22 protein-coding genes are annotated in these 26,335 nt (G+C 30.2%); 9 read left to right on the forward strand and 13 right to left on the reverse strand.

Annotated elements, in window-relative coordinates; translation table 11 throughout:
- Positions 1-25: 25 nt before the first annotated feature.
- Entirely contained in the window at positions 26-1,834 is a 1,809-nt protein-coding gene (locus ACJJVK_RS05410; protein WP_405563981.1) for a tetratricopeptide repeat protein, read from the reverse strand.
- Between the two features lie 126 nt (positions 1,835-1,960).
- Here ACJJVK_RS05410 and ACJJVK_RS05415 point away from each other — a divergent pair, with 126 nt between their 5' ends.
- Entirely contained in the window at positions 1,961-2,104 is a 144-nt protein-coding gene (locus ACJJVK_RS05415) for a hypothetical protein (protein ID WP_215994522.1), read from the forward strand.
- A 60-nt stretch (positions 2,105-2,164) separates the two neighbouring features.
- Here the strand turns inward: ACJJVK_RS05415 and serS are convergent, their stop codons facing one another.
- Entirely contained in the window at positions 2,165-3,439 is a 1,275-nt protein-coding gene (serS, locus tag ACJJVK_RS05420; protein ID WP_405563984.1) for a serine--tRNA ligase, read from the reverse strand.
- A gap of 91 nt (positions 3,440-3,530) precedes the next feature.
- Complete coding sequence (locus tag ACJJVK_RS05425; protein WP_405563987.1) at positions 3,531-4,499, reverse strand: bifunctional riboflavin kinase/FAD synthetase; 969 nt, start codon at positions 4,497-4,499, stop codon at positions 3,531-3,533.
- A gap of 189 nt (positions 4,500-4,688) precedes the next feature.
- Here ACJJVK_RS05425 and ACJJVK_RS05430 point away from each other — a divergent pair, with 189 nt between their 5' ends.
- Both ACJJVK_RS05430 and ACJJVK_RS05435 read left to right on the forward strand, forming a co-directional pair.
- A complete protein-coding gene (locus tag ACJJVK_RS05430) occupies positions 4,689-7,487 on the forward strand; it encodes a TonB-dependent receptor (RefSeq protein WP_215994525.1) in 2,799 nt (932 codons plus the stop codon).
- A 19-nt stretch (positions 7,488-7,506) separates the two neighbouring features.
- On the forward strand, positions 7,507-9,006 hold the full coding sequence (locus tag ACJJVK_RS05435) for a G-D-S-L family lipolytic protein (RefSeq protein ID WP_405563990.1): 1,500 nt from the start codon (positions 7,507-7,509) through the stop codon (positions 9,004-9,006).
- Positions 9,007-9,065: 59 nt separating this feature from the next.
- Here ACJJVK_RS05435 and ACJJVK_RS05440 read toward each other — a convergent pair whose 3' ends face one another.
- Positions 9,066-10,280 (reverse strand): aminotransferase class V-fold PLP-dependent enzyme, encoded by a 1,215-nt coding sequence (locus ACJJVK_RS05440; protein ID WP_405563992.1) that lies wholly within the window; start codon positions 10,278-10,280, stop codon positions 9,066-9,068.
- A gap of 99 nt (positions 10,281-10,379) precedes the next feature.
- On the opposite strand from ACJJVK_RS05440, the gene ACJJVK_RS05445 reads away from it, so the two are divergent.
- The 5 genes from ACJJVK_RS05445 to ACJJVK_RS05465 all read left to right on the forward strand — a co-directional run bounded on the left by ACJJVK_RS05445 (position 10,380) and on the right by ACJJVK_RS05465 (position 16,555).
- The gene (locus ACJJVK_RS05445) at positions 10,380-11,699 is read left to right on the forward strand and encodes a serine hydrolase domain-containing protein (protein ID WP_405563994.1); all 1,320 of its coding nucleotides are present in this window, start codon (positions 10,380-10,382) and stop codon (positions 11,697-11,699) included.
- 819 nt (positions 11,700-12,518) lie between these two features.
- Positions 12,519-13,880 (forward strand): PcfJ domain-containing protein, encoded by a 1,362-nt coding sequence (locus tag ACJJVK_RS05450; RefSeq protein ID WP_405563996.1) that lies wholly within the window; start codon positions 12,519-12,521, stop codon positions 13,878-13,880.
- Positions 13,881-13,937: 57 nt separating this feature from the next.
- The gene (prfH, locus tag ACJJVK_RS05455; RefSeq protein WP_405563998.1) at positions 13,938-14,630 is read left to right on the forward strand and encodes a peptide chain release factor H; all 693 of its coding nucleotides are present in this window, start codon (positions 13,938-13,940) and stop codon (positions 14,628-14,630) included.
- A gap of 1 nt (position 14,631) precedes the next feature.
- Positions 14,632-15,162, forward strand: coding sequence for a tetratricopeptide repeat protein (locus ACJJVK_RS05460; protein ID WP_405564001.1), 531 nt, complete (start codon positions 14,632-14,634; stop codon positions 15,160-15,162).
- Between the two features lies 1 nt (position 15,163).
- Positions 15,164-16,555, forward strand: a complete 1,392-nt coding sequence (locus tag ACJJVK_RS05465; RefSeq protein WP_405564004.1) for an RtcB family protein — start codon at positions 15,164-15,166, stop codon at positions 16,553-16,555.
- Positions 16,556-16,605: 50 nt separating this feature from the next.
- On the opposite strand, the gene ACJJVK_RS05470 is transcribed toward ACJJVK_RS05465, so the two are convergent.
- From ACJJVK_RS05470 to tyrS, 7 genes are all read right to left on the reverse strand, one after another.
- The gene (locus ACJJVK_RS05470; RefSeq protein WP_405564007.1) at positions 16,606-16,809 is read right to left on the reverse strand and encodes a hypothetical protein; all 204 of its coding nucleotides are present in this window, start codon (positions 16,807-16,809) and stop codon (positions 16,606-16,608) included.
- An 88-nt stretch (positions 16,810-16,897) separates the two neighbouring features.
- Positions 16,898-18,214: a Fe-S cluster assembly protein SufD gene (gene sufD / locus ACJJVK_RS05475; RefSeq protein WP_405564010.1), complete on the reverse strand. Its 1,317-nt coding sequence runs from the start codon at positions 18,212-18,214 to the stop codon at positions 16,898-16,900.
- A gap of 80 nt (positions 18,215-18,294) precedes the next feature.
- Complete coding sequence (gene sufC / locus ACJJVK_RS05480; protein ID WP_215994539.1) at positions 18,295-19,044, reverse strand: Fe-S cluster assembly ATPase SufC; 750 nt, start codon at positions 19,042-19,044, stop codon at positions 18,295-18,297.
- A gap of 62 nt (positions 19,045-19,106) precedes the next feature.
- Positions 19,107-20,555: a Fe-S cluster assembly protein SufB gene (gene sufB, locus ACJJVK_RS05485; protein WP_215994540.1), complete on the reverse strand. Its 1,449-nt coding sequence runs from the start codon at positions 20,553-20,555 to the stop codon at positions 19,107-19,109.
- Positions 20,556-20,603: 48 nt separating this feature from the next.
- Complete coding sequence (locus ACJJVK_RS05490; RefSeq protein WP_215994541.1) at positions 20,604-20,933, reverse strand: iron-sulfur cluster assembly accessory protein; 330 nt, start codon at positions 20,931-20,933, stop codon at positions 20,604-20,606.
- A 105-nt stretch (positions 20,934-21,038) separates the two neighbouring features.
- The gene (locus tag ACJJVK_RS05495) at positions 21,039-22,055 is read right to left on the reverse strand and encodes a cytochrome-c peroxidase (RefSeq protein ID WP_405564013.1); all 1,017 of its coding nucleotides are present in this window, start codon (positions 22,053-22,055) and stop codon (positions 21,039-21,041) included.
- Between the two features lie 121 nt (positions 22,056-22,176).
- Positions 22,177-23,469, reverse strand: a complete 1,293-nt coding sequence (gene tyrS, locus ACJJVK_RS05500) for a tyrosine--tRNA ligase (RefSeq protein WP_405564016.1) — start codon at positions 23,467-23,469, stop codon at positions 22,177-22,179.
- 62 nt (positions 23,470-23,531) lie between these two features.
- Between tyrS and ACJJVK_RS05505 the strand changes: the two genes are divergently transcribed.
- The gene (locus tag ACJJVK_RS05505; RefSeq protein ID WP_405564019.1) at positions 23,532-24,530 is read left to right on the forward strand and encodes an NAD-dependent epimerase/dehydratase family protein; all 999 of its coding nucleotides are present in this window, start codon (positions 23,532-23,534) and stop codon (positions 24,528-24,530) included.
- On the opposite strand, the gene ACJJVK_RS05510 is transcribed toward ACJJVK_RS05505, so the two are convergent.
- Positions 24,523-24,993 (reverse strand): DUF4296 domain-containing protein, encoded by a 471-nt coding sequence (locus tag ACJJVK_RS05510; RefSeq protein ID WP_405564021.1) that lies wholly within the window; start codon positions 24,991-24,993, stop codon positions 24,523-24,525. The two genes, ACJJVK_RS05505 and ACJJVK_RS05510, sit on opposite strands and share 8 nt — an antisense overlap.
- 2 nt (positions 24,994-24,995) lie before the next feature.
- Positions 24,996-26,333: a dihydroorotase gene (locus ACJJVK_RS05515; RefSeq protein ID WP_405564024.1), complete on the reverse strand. Its 1,338-nt coding sequence runs from the start codon at positions 26,331-26,333 to the stop codon at positions 24,996-24,998.
- Between the last annotated feature and the right edge of the window lie 2 nt (positions 26,334-26,335).

A 26,335-nucleotide genomic window follows, 5' to 3' on the forward strand; every position in this document is an offset into this window, starting at 1 on the left:
AAAAAATCAAGCTAAAAAGCACAAACTAAATTGTGTCTCCTCTTAATTTACGATATTTTTTTCGAGCATCAACTAAATAAATACTAGAAGGATGATCGAAAATTATTTTCTGATAATATTCTTGTGCTTTTTCAGTATCATTTAGCTTTTCGTTGTACGTTTCTGCCATTAAAAAATAAACATCGTCTGTTAAAAAACCTTGATTATCTGCAGCAATAATTTTTTCTAAGCTCGCAATTGCTTCTAAATATTTTTCTTGTTTAATCAATAATTTTGCTTGTAACAAAAGTACATCATCATAAATTACCTCTCCAGGGATTAAACCATTAATTAATATTTCTTTGGATGAAAATAAGTTGTCTATCTCTTTTAATGCTTCTGCATTTTTATTTTGATAAGACAGCAATTCTGCTTTTGCCAATTGTTTTAAACCAGAAGGAATAGAATCTACAGGTTCGTTATCTGTAATTTTTAAAAATAAATCTACAGCATCATTAGCAATTAATTGTGTTGTAGAGCTTTTTAAGACTTTTAATTGTGCTTTTGCCCAATCGAAATCGCCTTTAAAATAGCTGGTTTGTGCTACTTTAAAACGTGCTTGTTGTGCTAATTCAGATCCTTTTAATTGGGTTTGAATTTGAGAAAAGTAAATTAAGGCCTTGTTAAATTGTCCTCTAAAAACCAAGACATCACCTAATTTTAGTTTGATGCTTCCTTTATCAAATTTAGATTTAGAAAAAGTTAACGCTTCTTTTAAAATTAAAGTTGCTTTTTCTGGTTGATTTTTTTGAAAGGTTAAAAAATCTGCATAAGTTACTTGTAAATCTATAGTTTGCTGATTTTTACCAAACTGTTTAAATAACGCTTGAAATAATTTTTCAGTGTTTGGGTTTTTTGTTGCAGCAGCAATTTTTGCTAAGTATAAATTAGCTTCAATTTTTTCTTCTTTTAAGAACGAATTTTTATCAATGAAATTAAAACAATTTTCAGAAGCTTCGTAATCTTTATTATCAAAAGCTAGTTTACCTAGACTAAAAATTTCAGATAAATCTGATGCACTTCTTTGGTACAATGCTTTTTCTTGAATTAAGGCTTTTCCATAATCTTTTTGTTGGGCAAATAACCAACTTAACAGCATGTTCCATTCGTCTTTTGGCTTGCTTGCAGCTTTTCTTAATAAGGTTTTTCTGAATAAAATATTGGTTTCATTTTCAGCATCATCAGTGATGTATTTGCTAGCATATCTCTGAATTAGGTTTAAATAATTTTCGTTTTTATCAACTAAATTTATGTACGACTCAAACATTAACTTAAAATCACCTTTTTCTCCATAAATCTGTGCTATTTGAAAATTGTAATTTGAATTTTCATTACTTTCCATGGCTTTTTCATATGCTAAAATAGCATAGTCTAAAAGGTTATAATCTTTAAAAAGACGACCTATAATGCCTCCATAAGCACCATTAGAATTTAATGAAGCTATTGCTTTTTCGTAGTTGGTTTTTGCAATTTCTTTAAGGTGTTGTTTTTCGAAATTATATCCTAAAAAAACATATAAAAAACTCTGAGTTGGGTTTTCTTTTAGTTTGTTTTTTAGTAGGTTTTCAGCAGTTTCAAATTTATCAGTCTCTTGATAACAAGTAATTAATCGATTTAAATAAGTGGTGTTAAAAGAACTTTTTTCGTATAATTTTTGATAAATCTGTGTCGCTTTTTCATATTCTCCTTGTCTAAAATAAGTTTCTGCTAAGAAAAAATTATTCTGATCTTCTTTTTGCTGACCAAAAGAAAAACAGCTAATTACTAGGAAAATGGTGAACAAAAGGTGCTTCATACAATTCAAAGATAATTAACATAAATGTTAATTTTATATTAAACCCATCATATTTCTGACAATTCTTGTAACGTTTTGGCACGAAAGTTGTCTTTATGGTATACAACCAATTAAAAAACTAATATTATGAACGAGCTAACCAACAAATACGAGAACGCAAAACAAGACTCAATTGAGTTTATGAAAAACGGACAAATAAGTGCTTATTTCAATGCGCTTTTAGAAATGAATAAATACAAAAGATTAATGCTAGCAGTAGCTTTAAACTAATAAATAATTTATCAGTTTTCAGTTTACAATCAGTTTTTACTGAATATTGCCAACTTAAATCTATTTAATTTTATCAAAACCAGTATAAGGAATCAAGACTTCCGGAACTTGAATTCCATCTTCTGTTTGATAATTCTCTAAAATTCCAGCCAAAACACGTGGTAAAGCTAAAGAGCTACCATTTAAGGTGTGCGCTAATTCACTTTTACCTTCTTTATTTTTAAAACGTAGTTTTAATCTATTTGCCTGAAAAGTTTCAAAATTAGAGGCAGAACTGATTTCTAACCATCTGTCTTGTGCAGTAGAAAACAATTCAAAATCGAATGTTAATGCAGATGTAAAACCTGTATCTCCACCACACAAACGTAAAATTCTATAAGGTAATTTAAGTTCTCTTAAAATATCTTTAATGTGCTCAACCATTCCATCTAAAGCTTTGTAAGAATTTTCTGGATGTTCTACTCTTACAATTTCTACTTTATCAAATTGATGCAATCTGTTTAAACCACGAACATGAGCACCATAACTACCAGCTTCACGTCTAAAACAAGGTGTGTAACCAGTTAAAGTGATTGGAAAATCTGATTCTTGCACTAAATCTCCACGAAAAATATTAGTTATTGGCACTTCTGCAGTAGGTATTAAATACAAATCATCTATGGTAGAATGATACATTTGTCCATCTTTATCTGGCAATTGCCCAGTTGCAGTTGCAGAAGCCGTATTTACCAAATGTGGCACTTGCACTTCTGTATAACCAGCAGCTGTATTTTTATCTAAAAAATAATTGATTAAAGCACGTTGTAATCTTGCACCTTTACCTTTATAAACAGGAAAACCTGCACCAGAAATTTTGGTACCCAATTCAAAATCAATAATATCGTATTTTTTTGCTAATTCCCAATGAGGAAGTGCATTATCACCTAAATCAGGAATAATACCTTCACTAAAAATGTTTTCATTATCCTCTTCAGAAGTACCCGCTTTTACAGAAGCGTGTGGAATATTTGGTATTTGATATAAAAGCGCTTGTAACTCATCAGCATAAACTGTTAGTTTTTCAGACAATTCTTTAGAACTTTCTTTTAATTCACCAGTTTTAGCTTTTAAAACATTGGCTTCTTGTGCTTTTCCACTTTTGTACAGATATCCAATTTCTTTGGATATTTTATTAGATTCTGCTAAAGTGTTATCTAGTTCAACCTGAGTTGCTCTTCTGTTTTCATCCGCAGTTAAAACTTGTTCAATAATTGTTTCAGCATCAGCAAAATTACGTTTTGCCAAACCTTCTAAAACAGTTGCTTTGTTTTCTCTAATAAAGTGTACTTGTAACATTTTCTGTAGAAATTTAAAACAGCAAATATATAATATAATTGCCATGAATACACGAATAATAATCGATCTTAATTTCTAAAAAAGAGAAATTTTAGCACGATAGATTTTTCCCATTTAGGGAATTAAAGGGGCTTATTTTTTTAATATAATTTCGTGTAGTTTCTTCATCTTTTTTAAGTTGCTGAATTAACAAATCTAAAGATTCAAATTTTTCTTCATCACGTAAAAAGTAAATCAATTCTATAGTTAAGTTTTTATCGTACAAATCTTCATTAAAATCAAGAAAATGCACCTCAATAGTTTGATGATTTCCATCCACAGTAGGTCTATTACCAATATTCATCATTCCAAAAACAGTTTTTTCATCAATTAAAGATTTAACCACATAAACACCTGTTTTAGGTATTAATTTGTAGGTTTCTTTAACATCTATATTTGCTGTTGGGTAGCCAATTTTTCCACCTAATTGTTTGCCATTAACTACGTTTCCATTTAGCATAAAGTAATATCCTAAATAATTATTGGCAGTTTTTAGGTTACCTTCGTGTAAAGCGCGTCTAATCTTTGTAGAACTTACAGAAACATCATCTATGTCTTGTGCAGGAATTTCTTCGACTTTAAAATCATATAAATGACTATATTCTGTTAGTTGAGTAATATTACCCTCTCTATTTTTTCCAAAATGATGATCGTAACCAATAATTAATTTAGAAATATTTAATTGATTTACTAAAATATCTCTTACAAATTCTAAAGCAGAAGTTCTAGAAAATTCTCTGCTAAAAGGATGAATTATCAAATAATCTAAACCTGTTTTTTCTAACAAAAAAGCACGCTCTTCTATGGTGTTAATCAACTCAATAGATGCATCTTTTTGTAACACCATTCTTGGGTGAGGAAAAAAGGTAAGTAGTACTGATTTTTTATTCGCTTTTTTAGCCTCTAAAACTAGTTTTTCAATTATTTTTTGATGACCATAATGTACACCATCAAAGGTACCAATTGTAACAAAAGTTTGTGTTGTAGAGGTAAAATTTAATATGTCTTGTACTATTTTCAAAAACAAAAATTTATATTACAAATGTACAATATTGCAAAGTGAAAAAAGCAAATAAAAAATTTGTTTTAATGTGCTTATATGATAATTAATGTAGAGCGAATTTGTTAAAATGATAAAATATTTAACGATTTATTCAGAAATTCAAAAAAAATCGTATTTTGCATATTAGTTAACAAATTAATTCAAATTATGATAAAAAAGATTTTACTTATTGCGTTTATAGCTTTTGGTAGTTTAGCAATGGTGGGTCAAACCACTGTTACTGGGACAGTTAAAGACGCAAAAACAGGAGAAACACTTCCTGGAGCAAACATTAAAATTTCTAGAAAAGCAGTAGGTACAACTACAGATTTTGATGGTAATTTTTCGCTTAAAGTTACAGATACTCCTCCTTTTACAATAGAAATTTCTATGTTAGGTTTTCAAAAAGTAAATGTAGAGATTACAAAAAACAATCAAAAAGTAGAAGTTAGTTTAACAGAAAACGAAACTTCTTTAGATGAAATTGTTGTTTCTGCATCAAGAACACCAGAACGTATTATGGAGTCTCCAGTTACTGTAGAAAGAATGGATAGTAGAGCTATTAAAAATACTTCTGCACCTTCTTTTTATGATGGTTTAGAAAACTTAAAAGGGGTAGATGTTAATACAAATAGTTTAACTTTTAAGTCTGTAAATACTCGTGGTTTTGCAACATTTGCAAACACACGTTTTATGCAGTTGGTAGATGGTATGGACAATTCATCACCAGCTTTAAATTTTGCATTAGGTAATTTATTGGGTATGTCTGAGTTAGACGTAAAAACTGTAGAATTACTTCCTGGAGCATCTTCTGCACTTTATGGAGCAAATGCCTTTAATGGTATTATGTTTATGACTAGTAAAAGTCCTTTCGATGATCAAGGAATTAGTATTTCTTTAAAAACTGGATTAACAAGTCAAGAAGCAGCAGGAGACAATTCTTACACAGATTTTAATTTAAGAATGGCACATGCTTTTTCAGAAAAATTTGCGGCTAAAGTTACTTTTTCTGCTTTAGATGGTACAGAATGGTATGCTACAGATTATAGAAATACATCTAATGGTAAGTACATTGCTGGAGATAGAAATTCTGATAGAAATTACGATGGTTTAAATGTTTATGGAGATGAGGTTTCTACAAACATAAATGGTGTTGCTCAAGCCTTAGAAACTTTAGGAGTTTTACCAAGTGGTGCAGCTGCATTAGTACCAAGTGAAAATATTAGTAGAACTGGTTATGATGAAAAAGATTTAATGACCTATAATGCAGAGAGCATTAAGGTTGGTGCGTCTCTTAATTATAGACCTTTTGGTAACGATCGTTTAGAGATTATTTGGAACTCGAAAGTTGGTATAGGTAACACTATTTATCAAGGTTTAAACAGATATAATATTACCAACTTTTTAATGGAACAACACAAATTAGAATTTAGAGGTAAAAACTTTTTTGTTAGAGGGTATTTAACAAGTGAAGATGCTGGAGATTCTTTTGATACTCGTTTTGCAGCAATTAACATCAACAGAGAATGGAAAGATGATAATACTTGGTTTGGTGAATATGTAGGTGCTTATGCTTTAGGTACTTTAGGAGGTTTAACTTCGGATGAAGCACATGCTGTGGCAAGACAAACAGCAGAAACAGGTAGGTATGAGCCTGGTACTCCAGAATTTAAAGCTGCTTTTGATAAAGTTACTTCAGATCCAGACTTAGTTACAGGTTCTAAATTTCAAGATCAAACAAAATTATATCACGCAGATGCAAATTACAACTTTCAAGATGTTGTAGATTGGGCAGAGGTACAAGTTGGTGGTTCTTATAGAAGATATTCTTTAAATTCAATGGGAAGTATTTTTACAGATTACGATGGGCCAATTGATTATGATGAATATGGTGTATATTCTCAAATGCAAAAGAAATTTTTAGAAGAAGATCGTTTAAAATTAACAGCTTCATTACGTTATGATAAAGCACAAAATTTTGATGGGAACTTTTCTCCAAGAATTTCTTTAGCTTTTGCAGCAGGCGAAAATAAAAACCAAAATTTTAGAGCTTCTTTTCAAACAGGTTTTAGAAATCCAACAACACAAGATCAATACATTGGGTTAAATGCAGGTAGTGCTTATTTAGTAGGTTCTGCACCAGACAATTTAGATCGTTATTCTACTCCAGCTATTACTTTAAGTGGTGTAGGACAAGCTACAACAGGCTCTACAACAGCTACAATTGTGGGTAGAGCAGCTTACGAAAATGCATTTTCTTTAGCTTCTGTTTTAGCTGGGGCTCCTGAAGTTGCGCAAACAGGTTTAGTAAAACCAGAAAAAGTAACCGCTTATGAAGTAGGGTATAGAGGTTTAGTAAATACAGGAGAATCTAATATAACAGTAGATTTAAGTGCTTACTATAATAGTTATGAAGATTTTATTTCATCTAAAAATGTTATTGTTCCTTTATATGGTCAAGTTGGTGATAATACGCTTTCTTTATTAGCATTACAAAATGGAGATAGAGCTGTATTTTCTGCATATACTAATTCTGCTGCAGATATTAGTTCTTATGGTGCTTCTATTGGTTTAAATACAAAAGTTTTAAACGGATTTAGTTTAGGTTTAAATTATACTTATGCTAAATTTGATTTCGATCAATCTACAGACCCAGATTTTGAAGCAGGTTTTAATACTCCAGAACATAAAGTAAAAGTTCAATTTGGTAAAACTGATTTATTTGAGAACTTTGGCTTTAATGTTAACTTAAGATGGCAAGATGAGTATTTATGGGAATCTAGTTTTCACGATACAGTAATAGAAGATAGAACAGTTTTAGATGCTCAAGTAAATTATACTATTCCAAAATGGAAATCAGTAGTAAAATTAGGAGGTGCTAATTTAACAGGTCAAGAATACTTTAGTGCACCAGGTGTTGGAGCTATTGGTTCTCAGTACTATATTTCTTGGACATTTAATAACTAAAAAATAATTAAGATACTTTATGAAAAATTTTAAATATATAGGTTTGTTTGTTTTATCATTAAGCATTGCTTCTTGTGATGTTAATAATGATTTAGATGCCATACCAGAAGAAGTTGCAGCAGAAGTTGCATTAAACACTAATGGATTAGATTTTTCTTCTTACGTTTCTATAGGAGCATCATTTACAGCAGGTTTTACAGATAATGCGCTTTTTATAGCTGCTCAAGAAAACTCTTTTCCTAACATTTTAGCGAGTAAGTTTGGTACTACTTTTAATCAACCATTAATGAATGATAATATTGGTGGTTTATTATATGGTGGAACTCAAATACAAGCATCAAGATTTTATTTTGATGGATCAGGACCTGCAACTTTACCAGCAACACCTACCACAGAAACTACAAATGTTATAACAAGTAGTATCAATAATTATGGAATTCCAGGTGCTAAAAGTTTTCATTTTGTAGCTTCTGGTTATGGTAGCTTACAAGGAGTGCCATTACAATTGGCAAACCCTTATTTCGCAAGAATTGCCTCTAGTGCTTCTGCAACAGTTTTAGGTGATGCTATGGCTCAAGCTCCAACGTTTTTCACATTATCAGAAATAGGAGGAAATGATGTTTTAGGTTATGCTCTTTCTGGTGGTTCTGGAGTAGATCAAACAGGTAATTACGACCCTTCTACTTATGGTACTTCAGATATTACAGATCCAGTAGTTTTTGCAAATGTATTTAATACAATGATTGCTACATTAACAGCTAATGGAGCAAAAGGAGTTGTTGCAAATGTACCTTATATCACAAATTTAGCTAATTTTACAACAGTAACTCACAATGTTATTCCTTTAGATGCTACAACAGCAGCAACAGTAAATGGAGCTTATGCAGCTTATAATGGAGGTTTGCAATTAGCTTTTTCTTATGGCTTAATTTCTGCAGATGAAGTAGCTAAAAGAACTATAAATTTTACAGCATCTGAAACTAATGCTGTAGTTATTGAAGATGAATATTTAACAGACTTATCGAGTTTAGGTTTACCAAATTACAGACAAGGTACTGCAGATGATTTATTTGTACTTGCAGGGGCATCTTTTATAGGTACAGAAGCAGTTGCAGGCAATCCTTTAACAGTTAATGGAGTTGCTATACCATTAGCAGATCAATGGGTAATTACACCAGAAGAACAAGCTGCTATTAAAACAGCAACAGATGCATATAATACAACAATTGCTGGTATTGCTTCTGCAAATCCAAACATTGCTTTAGTAGATTTTAAAGCCATATTAGAAGAAGCGTCTAATGGAATTGCTTTTGATGATTATACGTTAACTACAAGTCTTGTTACAGGTGGTTTAATTAGTTTAGATGGTGTGCACTTAACAGCTAGAGGATATGCTTTAATGGCAAATAAAATTTTAGCAGTTATGGATGCAGAATTTGGTTCTAATTTTACATCTGCTACAGGAGGTTTGGCAGTTGCAGGAGATTATCCTACAAACTACTCTCCAGAGTTAAGATAAAAATTACTTAATAGTTATACATAAAAAAGGTTGAGAAATTTTTCTCAACCTTTTTTTATTTATGAAAGCATCATTTTTGCTCTTTTAACTCCTTCAACTAGAATATCAATTTCTTTTTTTGTGTTGTAAAAAGAAAAAGATGCTCTTATTGTTCCAGGTATTTTATAATAATCCATAATAGGTTGCGCACAATGATGCCCAGTTCTTACAGCAATGCCTAATTTATCTAGAATTGCACCAATATCATAAGGATGAATAGCATCAACATTAAAAGAAATAACTGCTGTTTTTTCTGCTGATGTTCCGAAAATCTTTAAACCATCAATTTTTAATAATTCTGATGTTCCATATTCTAAAAGCTCATTTTCATATTTTGCAATAGCATCAAAACCAACAGAATTCATATAATCAATTGCAGCTCCAAATGCAATTCCACCACAAATATTAGGTGTTCCTGCTTCAAATTTATGAGGCAAACCTGCATAAGTAGTTTTTTCAAAAGAAACTGTAGCAATCATTTCTCCTCCACCTTGATAAGGAGGTAATTTCTCTAACCATTCTTGTTTTCCATACAACATTCCAACTCCTGTTGGGCCACATAATTTATGAGCAGAAGCCACATAAAAATCAACATTTAAGGCTTGTACATCTGGTTTTATATGTGGTGTTGCTTGTGCACCATCTATTAAAACAGCAGCACCAATGTTATGTGCAGCTTCTATAATTTCTTCTATAGGATTTACTGTTCCTAAGGCATTAGAAACGTGATTTGAGAAAACTAATTTTGTGTTATCATTCAATAATTTATGATAAGTTTCCATATCTAAACTACCTTCGTCAGTCATAGGAATCACCTTTAAAATAGCTCCAGTTTTTTCGCATAACATTTGCCAAGGCACAATATTAGAATGATGTTCTAAGGCAGAAACAATAATTTCATCGCCTTTATTCAAAAGAGATGAAAATCCTGATGCAACCATATTTATGCTATGTGTTGTACCCGAAGTTAAAATGATTTCATAAGCTTCTTTGGCATTAAAATGTTTTTGTACTTTAATACGTGCTTCTTCGTATTTGTCTGTTGCTTCTTGACTTAAAGTATGCACACCTCTGTGGATGTTAGAATTGTAATTACTATAGTAATCTACAATAGTATCAATTACAATTTGTGGAGTTTGTGAAGTAGCAGCATTATCAAAATAAACCAAAGGTTTTCCGTGAACAGTTCTTTTTAGAATTGGGAAATCTTCTCTAATTTTATCAACATTAAACATAAAAATCAATTTAAGTTACAAAGATAAACCTCTATTTTTTAAACCTCTAAAAAAGGCAATATGATTTTCTTATTTTTACATCACTAAACTCTTCTAAATATGAAAATTTTTAAACGAATTCTACTTTTATTATGCATTGTAGTTATTATCGCTGTTTTTTTTAATTACCCAAAATTGAATATAATTGCAGGATATTCAGCAAAAAATACAGCTTCATCAGTGTTTTTAGCCAATCGATCTTTAGAATTTACAGATAAAACAGACAATAATTTTTCGCCAATAAACTTAGCTACAGATTTAGTTAAAAAGGATAAAAATATCGCAAGTTCATCTGTTTTTAATCTATTAACAAGAAAAGCGATTTACAAAGAGGGTTTAGGGGCTGTTTTAACGTTAACTAAAGAGGATGAAACTGAAGCTTATTTAGTGCCTAAAAGGGCAAAATCAGATAATATTACGCCTTACCCTTATGGAAATGCTGAACAGAAAGACACCGTTTTTGCAAACATTAATTATGATAAATTAAACCAAACAGTTGCGTCTGTTTTCGGTAAAAATCAATCAAGAGCTGTAGTTGTTATTTATAAAGATCAAATTATTGCAGAAAAATATGCAGATGGTTTTACCAAAGATTCTAGAATTTTAGGCTGGTCTATGACCAAAAGTATTATGAGTACAGTTTTCGGAGTTATGCAACATCAAAATAAATTAAAAATTACAGATAAAGCACCAATTGATTCTTGGCAAAATGACGAACGTAAAAACATAAGCATTCATAATTTATTACAGATGAATTCTGGTTTAGAATGGGACGAAAATTATAACGAAATTTCTGATGTTACTAAAATGCTCTTTTTAGAAAGAGATATGACTAAAATGCAAGCAGAAAAGCCCTTAACAGGTAAAATAAATGCATCTTGGAACTATTCTTCTGGAACTTCGAACTTGTTATCTGGCATTGTTAGAAATCAGTTTAAAACGCATCAAGAATACCTAGATTATTGGTATTCGGATTTAATTGATAAAATTGGAATGAATTCTATGGTTTTAGAAACTGATTTGGCTGGCAATTATGTAGCATCTTCTTATGCTTGGGCAACTCCAAGAGATTGGGGTAAATTCGGTTTATTATACTTGCATAATGGTAACTGGAATGGAACCCAAATTTTTGCAGAAGATTGGTCAGACTATGTTGCAACACCAACACTAACATCTAATGGATCTTATGGCGCTCAATTTTGGCTAAATGCAGAAGGGCAAATGAAAGATGTACCTAAAAACATGTATTTTGCAGATGGTTATCAAGGACAAAGAGTCTATGTTTTACCAGATCAAGACTTGGTAATTGTTAGAATGGCATTATCTTGGATGGAAGAAAACAAGTTTTTAAAAGGTGTTTTAGAAAGTATTAAACAATAGTTTCTTTAATTTTTTGCATATTTGCAACTCAAAATAGTAGAAATAAATCAATTTTTAGCTTATGAATATATTTAATCAACATAAAAAAGGACGCTTTTTGCGACTATTTAAAGGTATATTCTAGATAGAAATTTTAAATAATATTGTAAAAACGTCCAAAATTCATTTTTTGGACGTTTTTTTTTGAAATTAATTTAGATGCTGATAAAAAGTGTAAGTAGTAATTACATATCACAACTTCAAAGAGTTATCTAAACTCACCATTTCCGATTTAATTCGGACAGGAAATCTATTGCTTAAAGTTTAATTAAAATACTGATAATCAGTTAAATAAACTTAAATTTTTCTTGTGTAAATCAAAAATACGTTTTAGGTTTGCACCGCAATCAAAAATAAAATTTGATAAAGCAAAAACAATTATAACAACTGATTCATTTCAGAATAAACACGAAGTATATGTTAAATAACAGATTTCACAAAAACATACAAAGAGAACTGAGTTCTTTTTATGGTTTACTTCGCGACTTTTATAATTAGAAATAGCAATCACTATTTAATATGAAAAGTCCGAAGCCTAATTAAAGTTTCGGACTTTTTTTGTCTATCCAAAATTAGTTTATCCAAAGTTCGAAACTAGAACAATAAGATACCTTCTTTTTTAAATAAGGATGTATTAACAGAATACTCAGATAAAATTTTATCCGAAGTTTTCTGAAAGAGAAAGTATTTGCCAAAATTAAATAACCTCTAGCAATTAAAACTATTGGCTAATGAGTTAAGTGGCTTTACAGAGGCATTAATCTAGTAAAGAACTTTAAAATGAAAACGAATTGGAAAACACAAAAAACAACGTACCGTAAAAATAGTTACATAAAGCTTGTAGAAAAAATTTATAAAGCAAAGAACAAGCCAACACGTTATAAAAAAACCATAGAAACAATGCTTCTTGAGTTTTTTGGGAAAACAAGTAAAACCAGAAATATTTGGAAGAGAGAGGTTTTTAAAACACTACTTATCCATGCATATCATCAAAAATGTTATGCGTTACTAAGGGATTATAAAAGTGTTGAGGTTTTGCATAACATAAGTGCTTTTGGTAATAAATTGGTTAGAAATATAGAAGACTGGGAATGTAATAATTTTGATAAAGAAGAACAGTTAAGAGCATTAATTAGACACTGTTTTGCAAATTATGAAACACCCGTTTTTTTAGAAAATTCATTCTTTGGATGTAATAAAAGAGATATGCTTTGGTACATTCAATTAGGCAAAGGTAAAAGTGTAAAATCTTTAACCCAAATGCCAATAAACCTTACTAAAAAAATGGCTCACGATTTTAAAAATGCGCCTGCTTATTTTGATGCAAATGAAGTGTTAAGATATACACAAGCATTAGGTTTTGGTGCCTCTATAAAAACAGCAAAAGTAATTGCTTTCTCTAGTTTATCAGTTATTAATAAAAGAGAAGAAATATTTTGGGCAACAGTAGTTCAGTTTTTTGCAAAAGAAACAAGTTTAAAAACTGTTGATGTAAACGAAATGTTTGATTATTTAGGCTATAAATATAGAGAAAACAAAAGTTTTTCTGTGAAAGGTAGAACACAAAAATCGCTTCTTTTTCAAGCGAATGAATGGAAAAAAAGAGTTTATAGAGATGAAATTGGAGAGGTTTTAAGTTGGAAAGCTTCTGGAATAAAACCATTGAATTTAGAACAAACAGAAAATGGAAAACCAGTAGTTTATAAAACTGTAGAGCTATTAAATTCTATAGCACTTTTTGATGAAGGTAATGCTATGCATCACTGTGTTGCTGAATATGATGAAGATTGTAAATATAATGATATTGCCATCTTTTCTTTACAAAAAGAAAGTATAGGTGACTCTATTACACGTTTAGCAACTATTGAAGTGGGTCTTAAAGCAAGACAAATTTTTGAAGCAAAAGCAAAATACAATGAAAAGCCAAATGTAAAATCTTTAGAATTAATTGATTTGTGGATTAATAACGCACAAATTAAGCAAATGGAAGAGGTTGAACATGAAGTTTATCAACCAAATAACAATGTTAGAGTAGATAATAATGGTGTTTATGTTGCTGATGAAAGTTATGATACAACAACAGTTGTAAAAGTAATCTTTTGGATACTTTATCTTATTGCAAAAGTATTACTGTTTAGTTAATAAAAAGGGAAGATGGTAGATTAAAAAATCATCTTCTCTTTTAAAAGAGAATTAAAAATGAAAACAAAAATAATACAAATATCCGCAGGAAAAGGACCTGTAGAATGTACATATGTAGTAGCAAAAGTGTTAAAAATATTCCTTAAAGAATTGGTAAGCAATAAGATTGATTATACCATTTTAAACAGAGAAACAGGAATTGAAAATGGCACAATACAATCTATAAACATTCAAATTACGGGAAATTACCTTGCCGATTTTACTACAAATTGGTTGGGTACAATTCAATGGATAGGAACATCAACCTTTAGAAAATTTCACAAACGTAAAAATTGGTTTGTTGGCTGTTTTGAGATTGATAATTCATCAACAATAGAAATCAATGAAAATGAAATCAGTTTTCAAGCGATTAGAAGTTCTGGAGCAGGAGGTCAACATGTTAATAAAGTAAGTTCTGCAATTAGAGCAAAACATACAAAAACAGGGTTGCAAGTTTTAGTGATGGACAGCAGATCTCAGCATCAAAATAAAAAAACAGCCATAAAACGTCTGCAAGAAAAAGTAGTTGAGTTTAATAAGGATCAATTGAAAGAGCAAATTAAAAACGAGTGGGAAAATCATCAGCAATTAGAAAGAGGAAATCCTGTAAGAATTTTTAAAGGAAGTGATTTTAAATCAATTCAAAAAAGTAAATCATTTAAGACCAAAAGAAATCAGTTAAAAAATGATTTAAGAAAACAATTAGAATAAAATGGGAACATTAGTAAATAATTATGTGTTTAAAGCATTAGAAAATTATCCTTACGATTTAGAAGAAGTAATGGAAGCTTTAAATTATGCGTTGTCTTATGATGATAAAAATACAATGGCATTAACTTTAATGGGAAGAGTTTATGCAGAAAAATTATTAAAATACGATGAAGCAAAAGTTTATTTTAAACAAGCTTTGGCAGAAAATATATATGCTTTTGAAGTTTACGCACCTTATATAAACACACTTTTATGGAATGAAGATTATAAGGAAGTTGTAGAATTTATCGATTTTGCTTTAACTATAAAGGGTTCAGATAAAGCAGTTTTATACTTAAAAAAGGCGATATTAAAAGAGCAATTAAAAGAATATAAAGAAGCTTTAAGTTGTATAAAAAAAGCAAAAGAGCATACTTATAATTCAGATTTTATGTCTGATATCAATATAGAAAAAGAACGTATTAAGGGGAAAATGCCTAAGAAAAAGAAAGAAAAAACAAATAAAAAAGGTAAAAAAGAAAATGGAAAATAAAATGAAAATCACAGGAAAAGAAATTATTGCCTTAGGTTTTAAACCAGGAAAATGGTTTCCGGAAGCTATAGAATTTATCAATGCAAATGAATTATCAGAAGCTGAAATTATTGTGTATTTAGAGCAATTTAAACCAGCTCCAACAATAGATTTGTTAGAAGAAATTGCTGATTTAAAAATCAATATAAAAGCAGAAAATGAACTAGAAGATATTAATGTGGATGCTGTTATTACATCAATGCAAACCTTAATGAAAACACCGACAATTGTTGGTGGAGCAGTAATGCCTGATGCTTGTCCAACAGGATCTGAAGGGGTAATTCCTGTTGGTGGAGTAGCAGTTGCAAAAAATGCCATTCATCCAGGAATGCATTCTGCAGATATTTGTTGTTCTGTAATGTTAACCGATTTTGGAAAAGCTGATCCTAAAAAAGTTTTAGATGCAGCACATTCTGTTACACATTTTGGTCCTGGAGGTAGAGATAGAAATTCGCAATTTCGTTTTCCTTCGGATTTGTTAGCAGAAATTGAAGCAAATCCGTTTTTGAATAATCAAAAATGTATTTCTGCTGCGAGATCACATCTTGGAACACAAGGAGATGGTAATCATTTTTTGTTTGTGGGTACTTCTAAAAAAACAGGAAATACCATGTTGATTACACATCATGGTTCTAGAGGTTTTGGAGCTAATTTATATAGCAGAGGAATGAAAATTGCAGAACAATTTCGAAAAGAATTGTCTCCACAAACTTTAAAACAAAATGCATGGATTCCTTTTGATACAGAAGAGGGTAAAAATTACTGGGAAGCTTTGCAAATCATTAGAAAATGGACAAAGAAAAACCATGAAGTTTTACATGATGCTACTTTGCATAAATTAGGAATTCAGCAAGAAAATAGGTTTTGGAATGAACATAATTTTGTGTTTAAAGATGGAGATTTGTTTTATCATGCAAAAGGAGCAACTCCTTTAGATGCCAAGTTTATGCCAGATATTACTGGGCCAAGATTAATTCCGTTAAATATGTCTGAGCCTGTATTGATAGTAGAAGGAAAAACAACTGAAAATAATTTAGGTTTTGCACCTCATGGAGCTGGAAGAAATGTGAGCAGAACACAACATAGAAAAAGCAAAACAGGTACTGTTAATGATATTTTTAAAGAAGAAACAAAAGGTTTAGATGTCCGTTTTTTCTCAAAAGAAATTGATATTACTGAATTACCATCAGCATATAAAAATGCTGAAACTGTAAGAAATCAAATGGAAGAGTTTGGCTTAGGAGAAGTTATTGATGAGGTTATGCCTTATGGCTGTATTATGGCTGGTAATTGGCAAAAAAATGCTCCTTGGAGAAATCGAAGGAGACAGGATAAAAAAAGAAAAAAGTTTTAGTTATCAATAAAAAAACCACTCAATTTTGAGTGGTTTTTAATAAATATATTTTAATTTTTTCCTTTTATCAAACTTAAAGCAACTGCAACAATACCTAGAGCTAAAACGATATAAGCATTCGTGTTGTCTTGTGCTTCAACTAAATCTAAATCTCCAATAGAAATTTGGGTTTCTGGCACTACCATTGTATAAATTCCGTAGGCTAATAAAATAACTCCTATAACTAATAATACTGATTTTATTGTTTTGTTCATAATGTATTGGTTTAATGATTTCAATACAAAACTAGCATATAAACTCAGTTTTATTTAGCGCTTTTACAATAATGCTTAACTGATTTGCTTATAAATCAAAACCAATATTAACACCTAATTTCTTAGCAATTAACTTTGTAATTCTAGATTTTACTTCTGGTATTTTTACACTTTCTAAAACGGTATTTGCAAAAGCAAACATTAATAATCCTTTACCTTCTTTTTGCGGAATTCCTCTTTGTTGCATATAAAATAAAGCATCATCATCTAATTGACCAATGGTACAACCATGAGAACATTTTACATCATCAGCAAAAATTTCTAGTTGAGGTTTTGCGTTAATTGTAGCTTTATCACTTACCAAAACATTGTTGTTTTGTTGATAAGCATTGGTTTTCTGAGCTTCTTTATTAACGATTACTTTTCCGTTAAAAACACCTGTAGAACGTTCATCATAAATACCTTTATAATCTTGATGAGATTCGCAATTTGGCTCTATATGATCAACTAAAGTATGATGATCCACATGTTGTTTACCCTCAATAATTGTAACTCCTTTTAAAATAGAATCTATATGTTCTCCATTTTGATAAAAGTTTAAATTATTTCTGGTGATGTTACCACCAAAAGAAAAAGTATGCACAGAAGCAACACTATTTGATTTTTGATTAATGTAAGTATTATCAACCAAAGAAGCGTTTATATCATCATTCTGAATTTTATAAACATCTACAGTAGCACTTTTATCAACAAAAATTTCTGTAACTACGTTAGATAAAACTGCGTTTGATGTTAAACTTTGATGGCGTTCTATAATTTGAACATGTGCATTTTCTTCTACAACAATTAAATTTCTTGGCTGTACCATAGTTGTAATATCTGCACATGTAGAAAAATTAATGATTTGTATTGGCTTTTCTACTTCTACATTTCTTGGAATGTGAATGTAAGCACCTTCTTTTGCAAATGCTGTATTTAAAGATGTTAAATTGTCTTGATTTGCAACTTTATTAAAGTACTTTTCTATAACAGGTTTGTACTTTGGCTTTGCAAAAGCAGCAGACATTAAGCAAACATCTATAGTGTCGTGTGTAGTTTCTGATAAAAACGGACTGTATTTACCATCAATAAAAACAACTTTATATGTGTCTATGTCATGTATAAAATACTTTTTAACATCCGCTAATTCTACAGCTGTACATTTATTAGGAAAAATACTGTAATCTTCTTTTAAAATAGAGTTTAAAGAAGTGTATTTCCAAGCTTCCAACTTTTTGGTAGGGAAACCTAATTTTTCGAAATTTTCTAGTGCTTCTGTTCTAATATCATGAACATCAGAATTGATGTTTATGTCATTCTCAAAAGCTACATATGATGATAGTATTTTATCTTTTAATAATTCCATTGTTGTTCAAAGTTTTAAGTTTAAAATTCAAGATTGACTAACTTTGAATTTAAAATTTTTGAATTTTGAATAAGAGTTAGTTATACTAACTCTTTCTTAATCCAGTCATAACCTTTTGCTTCTAGTTCTAAAGCTAAAGAAGCATCACCTGTTTTTACAATTTTACCATCGTGTAAAACGTGTACAAAATCTGGTACTATATAATCTAATAAACGTTGGTAGTGTGTTATTACAACTACAGCATTGTCTTTAGATTTTAGTTTGTTAACACCATTAGCAACAATACGTAAAGCATCAATATCTAAACCAGAATCAGTTTCATCTAAAATGGCTAATTTTGGCTCTAACATTGCCATCTGAAATATTTCGTTACGTTTCTTTTCTCCACCAGAAAAACCTTCGTTTAAAGAACGCGATAAAAATTTACGGTCTATTTCTAACAATTCAGATTTTTCTCTGATCATTTTTAACATGTCTTTTGCAGGCATGTCTTCTAAACCTTTTGCTTTTCTTGTTTCGTTAATGGCAGTTTTTATAAAGTTGGTTACAGAAACTCCAGGAATTTCTACTGGGTATTGAAATGATAAAAACACACCATTATGAGCTCTTTCTTCAGGAGCTAACTCACTAATATCTTCTCCATTTAACTCAATAACACCATCTGTTACCTCATATTCTTCTTTACCTGCAATTACATTTGCCATAGTACTTTTACCTGCACCATTTGGCCCCATAATTGCGTGAACTTCACCAGCTTTTACTTCTAAATTCAATCCTTTTAAAATTGATTTTTCTTCTATTGAAGCGTGTAAATTGTTGATTTTTAACATCTTTTTTATGCTATTTGCTTTAAGCTTTATGCCTTAAGCTGTTTAATAATTCTTCTAATTTTTTATCCTACAGAACCTTCTAAAGAAATTTCCAATAATTTTTGAGCTTCTACAGCAAATTCCATTGGTAATTTATTTAATACCTCTTTACTAAAACCGTTTACAATTAAAGCGATTGCTTTTTCTGTGTCAATTCCTCTTTGGTTACAGTAAAATAATTGGTCTTCACCAATTTTACTTGTAGTAGCTTCGTGTTCTATTTGAGCTGATTTATTTTTAACTTCTATATAAGGAAATGTGTGTGCACCACAAGCATTACCCATTAATAAAGAATCGCACTGAGAAAAATTACGTGCATTTTCTGCTCTAGAATTTATTTGCACTAAACCTCTATATGAATTTTGAGATTTTCCAGCAGAAATTCCTTTAGAAATAATGGTAGATTTTGTGTTTTTACCAAGATGAATCATCTTAGTTCCTGTGTCTGCTTGCTGATAATGATTGGTAACAGCAATAGAATAAAACTCACCTACAGAATTGTTTCCTTTTAAAATACAAGAAGGATATTTCCAAGTTACAGCAGAACCTGTTTCTACTTGTGTCCAAGAAATTTTTGCGTTTGTTTCGCATAAACCTCTTTTGGTTACAAAGTTAAAAACTCCACCTTTACCATTTTCATCACCAGGAAACCAGTTCTGAACCGTAGAATATTTAATTTCAGCATCGTCCATTGCAATTAATTCTACAACAGCTGCATGCAATTGGTTTTCATCTCTTTGAGGAGCTGTACATCCTTCTAAGTAAGAAACGTAACTACCTTTGTCTGCAACTACTAAAGTTCTTTCAAATTGTCCTGTTCCTCCTTCATTGATTCTAAAATAAGTAGATAGCTCCATAGGACATTTAACGCCTTTAGGAATGTAACAGAAAGATCCATCAGAAAAAACAGCTGAATTTAAAGCTGCGTAAAAGTTGTCTGTTGTTGGTACAACTGTTCCTAAGTATTTTTTCACCAATTCTGGATGTTCTTGAATAGCTTCTGAAATTGGCATAAAAATTATTCCTTTTTCGCCTAATGTTTTCTTAAAAGTAGTAGCTACAGAAACAGAATCCATTACAATATCAACTGCAACATTGGCTAGTTTTTTTTGTTCATCTATAGAAATACCTAATTTCTTAAAAGTTTCTAATAAATCAGGATCAACTTCGTCTAAAGAATTTAATTTTGGTTTCTTTTTTGGTGCAGAATAGTAAGCAATTTCTTGAAAATTAGGTTTAGGGTATTTAACGTTTGCCCAATCTGGCTCAGTCATTTTTTCCCATACTCTAAAAGCTTCAAGTCTCCATTCAGTCATCCATTCTGGCTCGTTTTTCTTTTTAGAAATTGCACGAACTACATCTTCATTTAACCCTTTTGCAAAGGTTTCACTTTCTATATCTGTATAAAAACCATATTCGTACTCTTTGGTTTTTAATTCTAATTCTAAATCGTCTTCAGTATACTTACTCATAATTTTTCTTTTTTACTCCTTCTCTTTGAGAAGGTTGGCATGGGCTTTTTAAAGTGAAAAACTTTCTCCACAACCACAAGTTCTATTTGCATTTGGGTTGTTAAATACAAAACCTTTTCCGTTTAAACCTCCAGAATATTCTAAAGTTGTGCCTACTAAGTATAAAAAACTTTTTTTGTCAACAATAAGTTTTACGTTATTTTCTTCAAAAATTTTATCGTTTTCTTGCTGTGTTTTATCAAAAGTTAGATCGTAAGATAAACCTGAACAACCACCACTTTTAACACCAACTCTCACAAAATCTTTTTGTGCGTCAAAACCATCATCCGTCATTAGTTCAATGACTTTCTTTTTTGCTGTGTCTGAAACTTTTATCATAATTATAATAGATTAATCTAAATTGCCTACAAATATACGATATAAGTCGTAGAAATTAGTACAAACTTTCATTATGAAACCTAATGAAGTAATTGGTTTTATTGATTATTCTTGGAAGTTAGAGTTGTTAACAAATTCGTAATCAGTAAGTGATAATAAAAAAGCTTTTAAATCTGCTTTGTCTTTATCTGATAAACCAACTCCACCTTCACTAACTTTTTTCATTAATGGATCTATGGTAGACGAGCTTTGTAAACCCTCTGAATAATGGTTGATAACTTCTTCTAAAGTAGAAAATCGACCATCATGCATATAGGGTGCTGTAAATATTAGATTTCTAATTGATGGCGATTTAAATTTTCCATTATCAGCAGGATCTCCAGTAATTGCTCCTAAACCTAAATCAGAAAAAACAGTATCTAAACCATTGTTATGAAATTGGTTATCTGTCCATAAAGGATTGTTGTTGCTTCCATGACAATGAAAACAATCTCCTCTAGCTTCATCCATAAAAACATCAAAACCATTTTGTTCTTCAGTTGTTAAAGTAGCTTCACCAATTAAAAATTCATCGAATTTAGAATTACCAGAAATTAAAGTTCTTTCAAATTGTGCAATAGCTTTTACAACTAACACAGAATCTATTGTTGTTGTACCAAATGCTTGATTAAAAAGAGTTACATATTCTGATTTGTTTTGTAGTTTTTGAGCAACATTAACCCAGTTTGCATGTAATTCTATAGGGTTAGAAACGGGTTCTAAAGCTTGGTTTTCAATACCAAATTCTGCTCCATCCCAAGTAAAAAGTTCATCGAAATTCCAAGCCAAATTAAATAAAGGCATTGCATTTCTTGTTCCTGAAATATTATCTATACCAATACTAAATTGCAAGCCATCTGTAAATGCTTTCTGCGGATTATGGCAACTTGCGCAAGATTTGGTTTCATCACCAGAAAGAATTTTATCAAAAAAAAGTTTTTTACCTAAAGCAACCCCTTCTTCTGTTAAAGGGTTGTTAGTTGGTATTATTGGTGCAATTAATTTATCTGCAAATAATTCAGGAATTTCTAAACTATAAGGAATTGGCACGTAAATGTCCTCTTCTTTTGATGAGCAACCCATTAAAAGAAAAAAGGAAAATATGTAAAGCCAATTTTTATGCATCAATCAAAATGAGATTTCTCCATAAAGTCGAAATGACAAATGAATATTTTAATAAAAGTACTGTTTTTAAAAGAAACAGTTATTCTACAATTAATAAGAAATACGTTTTTTTACCTCTTTGTAAAAGCACATATTTATTAGCAATTAAATCGTTTTTAGTAATTGTAAAATTATCGTTTACTTTTTCTTTATTTACAGATATGGCGTTTTCTTTAAGCGCTCTTCTTGCATCTCCATTCGATTTTAAGAAGTTTGTTTTTGCAGCTAAAGCACCAATCATGTCTAAACCATTAGCAACATCATCTGTAGAAACTGTTGCTTGTGGTACACCATCAAAAACATCTAAAAATGTTTGTTCGTCTAACGATTTTAAATCATCAGAAGTAGATTTACCAAAAAGTATAGATGAAGCTTTTAAAGCATTTTCATAAGCCTCTTTACCATGTGTTATGATTGTAACTTCTTCTCCTAATTTCTTTTGTAATAAACGCAAATGTGGATTTTCTTTATGCTCAGCAATTAAACTTTCTATAGTTTCTTTGTCTAAAAAAGTAAATTTTTTGATAAAGTTTTCTGCATCTTCATCAGAAGAATTTAACCAATACTGATAAAATTTATAAGGAGATGTTCTGTCTGCATTTAACCAAACATTACCACCTTCTGTTTTTCCGAATTTAGTACCATCTGCTTTAGTAACCAAAGGCACTGTAATTGCGTAAGCTTTACCTTGCGCTTTTCTACGAATTAATTCTGTACCTGTAGTAATATTTCCCCACTGATCAGAACCACCCATTTGTAGTCTACAATTTTTTTCTTTGTATAAATGGTAAAAATCATAACCTTGAAAAAGTTGGTATGTAAATTCTGTAAAACTCATCCCTACAGAAGATTCTGAGCTTAAACGCTTTTTTACAGAATCTTTAGCCATCATGTAATTTACAGTAATATGTTTACCTGTATCTCTCACAAAATCGATTAGAGAAATGTCTTTCATCCAATCGTAATTGTTAACTAATTCTGCTTTGTTATCTGCATTTGCATCAAAATCTAAAAAGCGCTCTAAATTTTCTTTAACACCTGCAATATTTTTAGCCAAAGTTTCTTCATCAAGCAGATTTCTTTCTGCAGATTTACCTGAAGGATCACCAACCATACCAGTTGCACCACCAATTAAAGCAATTGGGTTATGCCCTGCATTTTGAAAATGTTTTAAAATAAAAATCTGAACCAAACTACCAATATGTAAAGAATCTGCAGTAGGATCAAAGCCAATATAACCAGCTGTTTTATTTTTTAATAAATATTCTTCTGTGTCTGGCATTAAATCATGTAATAATCCACGCCAACGTAATTCTTCTACAAAGTTTGTCATTCTAATCAATTTATCAGTTGGCAAATATAAGTTTATCAACCAAAATATACTAAATTCGTTCTATGATTTTAGTTACTGGAGGTACAGGTTTAGTGGGGTCGCATTTGTTATATCATTTATGTTTAAAGAATGATAAAATTAGAGCAATTTACAGAACAGAATCTTCTTTAGAAAATGTGAAAAAAATCTTTTCTTTTTATACTACTGATGAAGATCTTTATACAAAAATAGAATGGTTTAAGGCAGATATTACTGATGTACCTTCTATGATTCCTGCTTTTGTTAATGTTAAACAAGTATATCATTGTGCAGCATTTATTTCTTTTAATCCTAAGGATTACAGAAAAATGAGAAAAGTAAATATTCATGGAACTGCTATTATTGTAAACCTTTGTATAGATGCAAAAGTTGATAAACTCTGTTTTGTAAGTTCTATAGCTGCAGTTGGAGATTCTTTAAATGGAGGTTTAATTAACGAAGAAAATGAATGGAATAAAGAACAAGATAATAGCGGCTATTCTATTACCAAATTTGGTGCAGAAATGGAAGTTTGGAGAGCTAGCCAAGAAGGTGTTGATGTTGTAATTGTAAACCCAGGTGTAATTTTAGGAAGTGGTTTTTTTAATGTAGGTTCAGGTAAATTATTTAGTCAAGTTTATAATGGGTTTAAGTATTATACAGAAGGTAAAACAGGTTTTGTGTCTGTACAAGATGTTGTAAAACCTATGATTTTACTAATGAACGCAGATGTTAAAAACGAACGTTTTATTCTGGTTGCCGAAAACAAAACGTATAAAGAAATCTTTGATGCTATTGCAGATGCTTTTCATAAAAAACGACCATCAATAAAAATAAAGCCTTGGCAAACTGCTATTTCTTGGAGAATTGCTTGGTTAATTTCAAAATTTACAGGTAAAGAACCTTTGTTGAGTAAATATTCAGCAAAATCTGCACATTCTATTTCAGAATATTCATCAGAAAAAATAGTAAAAACTTTAGATTATAAGTTTAAACCTATAGATATATCTATACAAAAAGTTTGTATAAATTACCTTAATTAGGTCTTAAAGCTCTTAAGATAGCTTCTTTATCTTTTTCTATTATTGTCTGTTTTTTAATTGAATCTTCTTTCTTTTTTATCATTTTTACTTTAGAAATAGAGTCTTTTCTAATTGAATCCATTTCTTTTTTAATGACATTATAATAAGCAACTTGCTTGTCTAGATTGGCTTTAGCATCAGAAAAAATTTCTTTATACAAATCTATTTTAGACATATAATATAAGTTACTACCATTAAAACGAATACTATCTATTTTAAAACGATCATACACAAAAGGCATGTAGTTTATGTTTTTTTCTTGGTTCTTGTTTTTAACAAATTTAGAAGAAGAGGCAATCATCATTTCTTGAACTAAAAGACTCATTGTATCTCTAGGAATTAGGTCTTCTGGTTTCTTAAAAATGGTGTTACTTGTACAAGACCCTAAAAATATAAATAGAAAAATGTAACTTAATTTTTTCATTATTAACGATTAAATGTCAAACGTTTTCCTTTAATATCATTATTAAAAACACCTTTATTATACATTAAATTTCCGTTTACAAAAGTTTGAGTTATGGTTGATGAAAATGTTGTGCCTTCGAAAGGAGACCAACCACATTTGTATAAAATATTGTCTTTAGTAACTGTTTGTGGCTTGTTTGTATCAATTAAAACTAAATCTGCATAATACCCCTCTTTTATAAAGCCGCGTTTTTCTATTTGAAATAATTTTGCAGGGTTATGACTCATTTTTTCAACGGCCTTTTCAATAGGAATTACTCCTTCTTTTACTTTTTCTAAAATGGCAGTTACTGCATGTTGTACTAGTGGGCCTCCACTTGGTGCTTTTGTGTACACATTATCTTTTTCTTCTAAAGTATGTGGTGCATGGTCTGTTGCTAAAACATCAATTCTGTCATCTAACAACGCTTTCCATAAACCTTGTCTGTCTTTTTCTGATTTTACAGCAGGATTCCATTTAATATGTGTTCCTTTTTCTGCATAATCTTTATCTGAAAACCATAAATGATGAATGCAAACTTCTGCTGTAATTTGCTTTTCTTCTAAAGGAATATCGTTTCTAAAAAGGTGTGTTTCTTTTTCTGTTGACAAATGAAAAATATGCAAACGTGCACCAGTTTTTTTTGCTAACTCAATTGCTTTTGATGAAGATAAATAACAAGCTTCTTCACTTCTAATAATTGGATGGTATTTTACAGGAATATCATCACCATATTTCTCTTTATAGTCTTGTGTATTTTTTCTGATAGTTGCTTCGTCTTCACAATGAACAGAAATAATCATTTTTGTTGATGAAAATATTTTTTCTAAAACAGCCTCATTATCAACCAACATATTTCCTGTAGAAGAACCTAAAAACAATTTAATTCCGGCAACTTTTTTAGGATCTGTTTTTAATAATTCTTCTAAATTGTCATTGGTACCACCAAACATAAAAGAATAATTTGCATAAGAATCTTTAGCTGCAATTTTAAATTTATCTTCTAATAAATCTTGTGTTGTAGCTTGTGGTACTGTGTTTGGCATTTCTATAAAAGTAGTAATTCCGCCAGCAACAGCAGCTCTACTTTCTGTAGCAATATTTGCTTTGTGTGTTAAACCAGGTTCTCTAAAATGTACTTGATCATCGATAAAACCAGGAATTAGATACTTGCCTTCGGCATTTATAATTTCGGTGTTTTCATCAACATTAATTTCTGATGAAATTTTTTGAATTATTTCATTTTTAATGAATACATCTGCTTTAAAAGTTTTGTTTTCATTAACAATAGTTGCATTTTTAATTAGAAAAGAGCTCATAA

Source organism: Polaribacter sp. Asnod6-C07 (genome assembly GCF_045063625.1).
Lineage (GTDB): Bacteria > Bacteroidota > Bacteroidia > Flavobacteriales > Flavobacteriaceae > Polaribacter > Polaribacter vadi_A.

Bases quoted from the DNA above. Each gene is read 5' to 3' on its own strand.
- ACJJVK_RS05505 (WP_405564019.1), top strand. From the start codon at position 23,532: ATGATTTTAGTTACTGGAGGTACAGGTTTAGTGGGGTCGCATTTGTTA.
- ACJJVK_RS05515 (WP_405564024.1), bottom strand. From the start codon at position 26,333: ATGAGCTCTTTTCTAATTAAAAATGCAACTATTGTTAATGAAAACAAA.
- ACJJVK_RS05435 (WP_405563990.1), top strand. From the start codon at position 7,507: ATGAAAAATTTTAAATATATAGGTTTGTTTGTTTTATCATTAAGCATT.
- ACJJVK_RS05490 (WP_215994541.1), bottom strand. From the start codon at position 20,933: ATGATAAAAGTTTCAGACACAGCAAAAAAGAAAGTCATTGAACTAATG.
- ACJJVK_RS05450 (WP_405563996.1), top strand. From the start codon at position 12,519: ATGAAAACGAATTGGAAAACACAAAAAACAACGTACCGTAAAAATAGT.
- ACJJVK_RS05445 (WP_405563994.1), top strand. From the start codon at position 10,380: ATGAAAATTTTTAAACGAATTCTACTTTTATTATGCATTGTAGTTATT.
- ACJJVK_RS05460 (WP_405564001.1), top strand. From the start codon at position 14,632: ATGGGAACATTAGTAAATAATTATGTGTTTAAAGCATTAGAAAATTAT.
- sufC (WP_215994539.1), bottom strand. From the start codon at position 19,044: ATGTTAAAAATCAACAATTTACACGCTTCAATAGAAGAAAAATCAATT.
- prfH (WP_405563998.1), top strand. From the start codon at position 13,938: ATGAAAACAAAAATAATACAAATATCCGCAGGAAAAGGACCTGTAGAA.
- ACJJVK_RS05415 (WP_215994522.1), top strand. From the start codon at position 1,961: ATGAACGAGCTAACCAACAAATACGAGAACGCAAAACAAGACTCAATT.
- sufB (WP_215994540.1), bottom strand. From the start codon at position 20,555: ATGAGTAAGTATACTGAAGACGATTTAGAATTAGAATTAAAAACCAAA.
- ACJJVK_RS05495 (WP_405564013.1), bottom strand. From the start codon at position 22,055: ATGGGTTGCTCATCAAAAGAAGAGGACATTTACGTGCCAATTCCTTAT.
- ACJJVK_RS05440 (WP_405563992.1), bottom strand. From the start codon at position 10,280: ATGTTTAATGTTGATAAAATTAGAGAAGATTTCCCAATTCTAAAAAGA.
- ACJJVK_RS05470 (WP_405564007.1), bottom strand. From the start codon at position 16,809: ATGAACAAAACAATAAAATCAGTATTATTAGTTATAGGAGTTATTTTA.
- ACJJVK_RS05510 (WP_405564021.1), bottom strand. From the start codon at position 24,993: ATGAAAAAATTAAGTTACATTTTTCTATTTATATTTTTAGGGTCTTGT.
- sufD (WP_405564010.1), bottom strand. From the start codon at position 18,214: ATGGAATTATTAAAAGATAAAATACTATCATCATATGTAGCTTTTGAG.
- ACJJVK_RS05430 (WP_215994525.1), top strand. From the start codon at position 4,689: ATGATAAAAAAGATTTTACTTATTGCGTTTATAGCTTTTGGTAGTTTA.
- serS (WP_405563984.1), bottom strand. From the start codon at position 3,439: ATGTTACAAGTACACTTTATTAGAGAAAACAAAGCAACTGTTTTAGAA.
- ACJJVK_RS05465 (WP_405564004.1), top strand. From the start codon at position 15,164: ATGAAAATCACAGGAAAAGAAATTATTGCCTTAGGTTTTAAACCAGGA.
- ACJJVK_RS05410 (WP_405563981.1), bottom strand. From the start codon at position 1,834: ATGAAGCACCTTTTGTTCACCATTTTCCTAGTAATTAGCTGTTTTTCT.
- tyrS (WP_405564016.1), bottom strand. From the start codon at position 23,469: ATGACAAACTTTGTAGAAGAATTACGTTGGCGTGGATTATTACATGAT.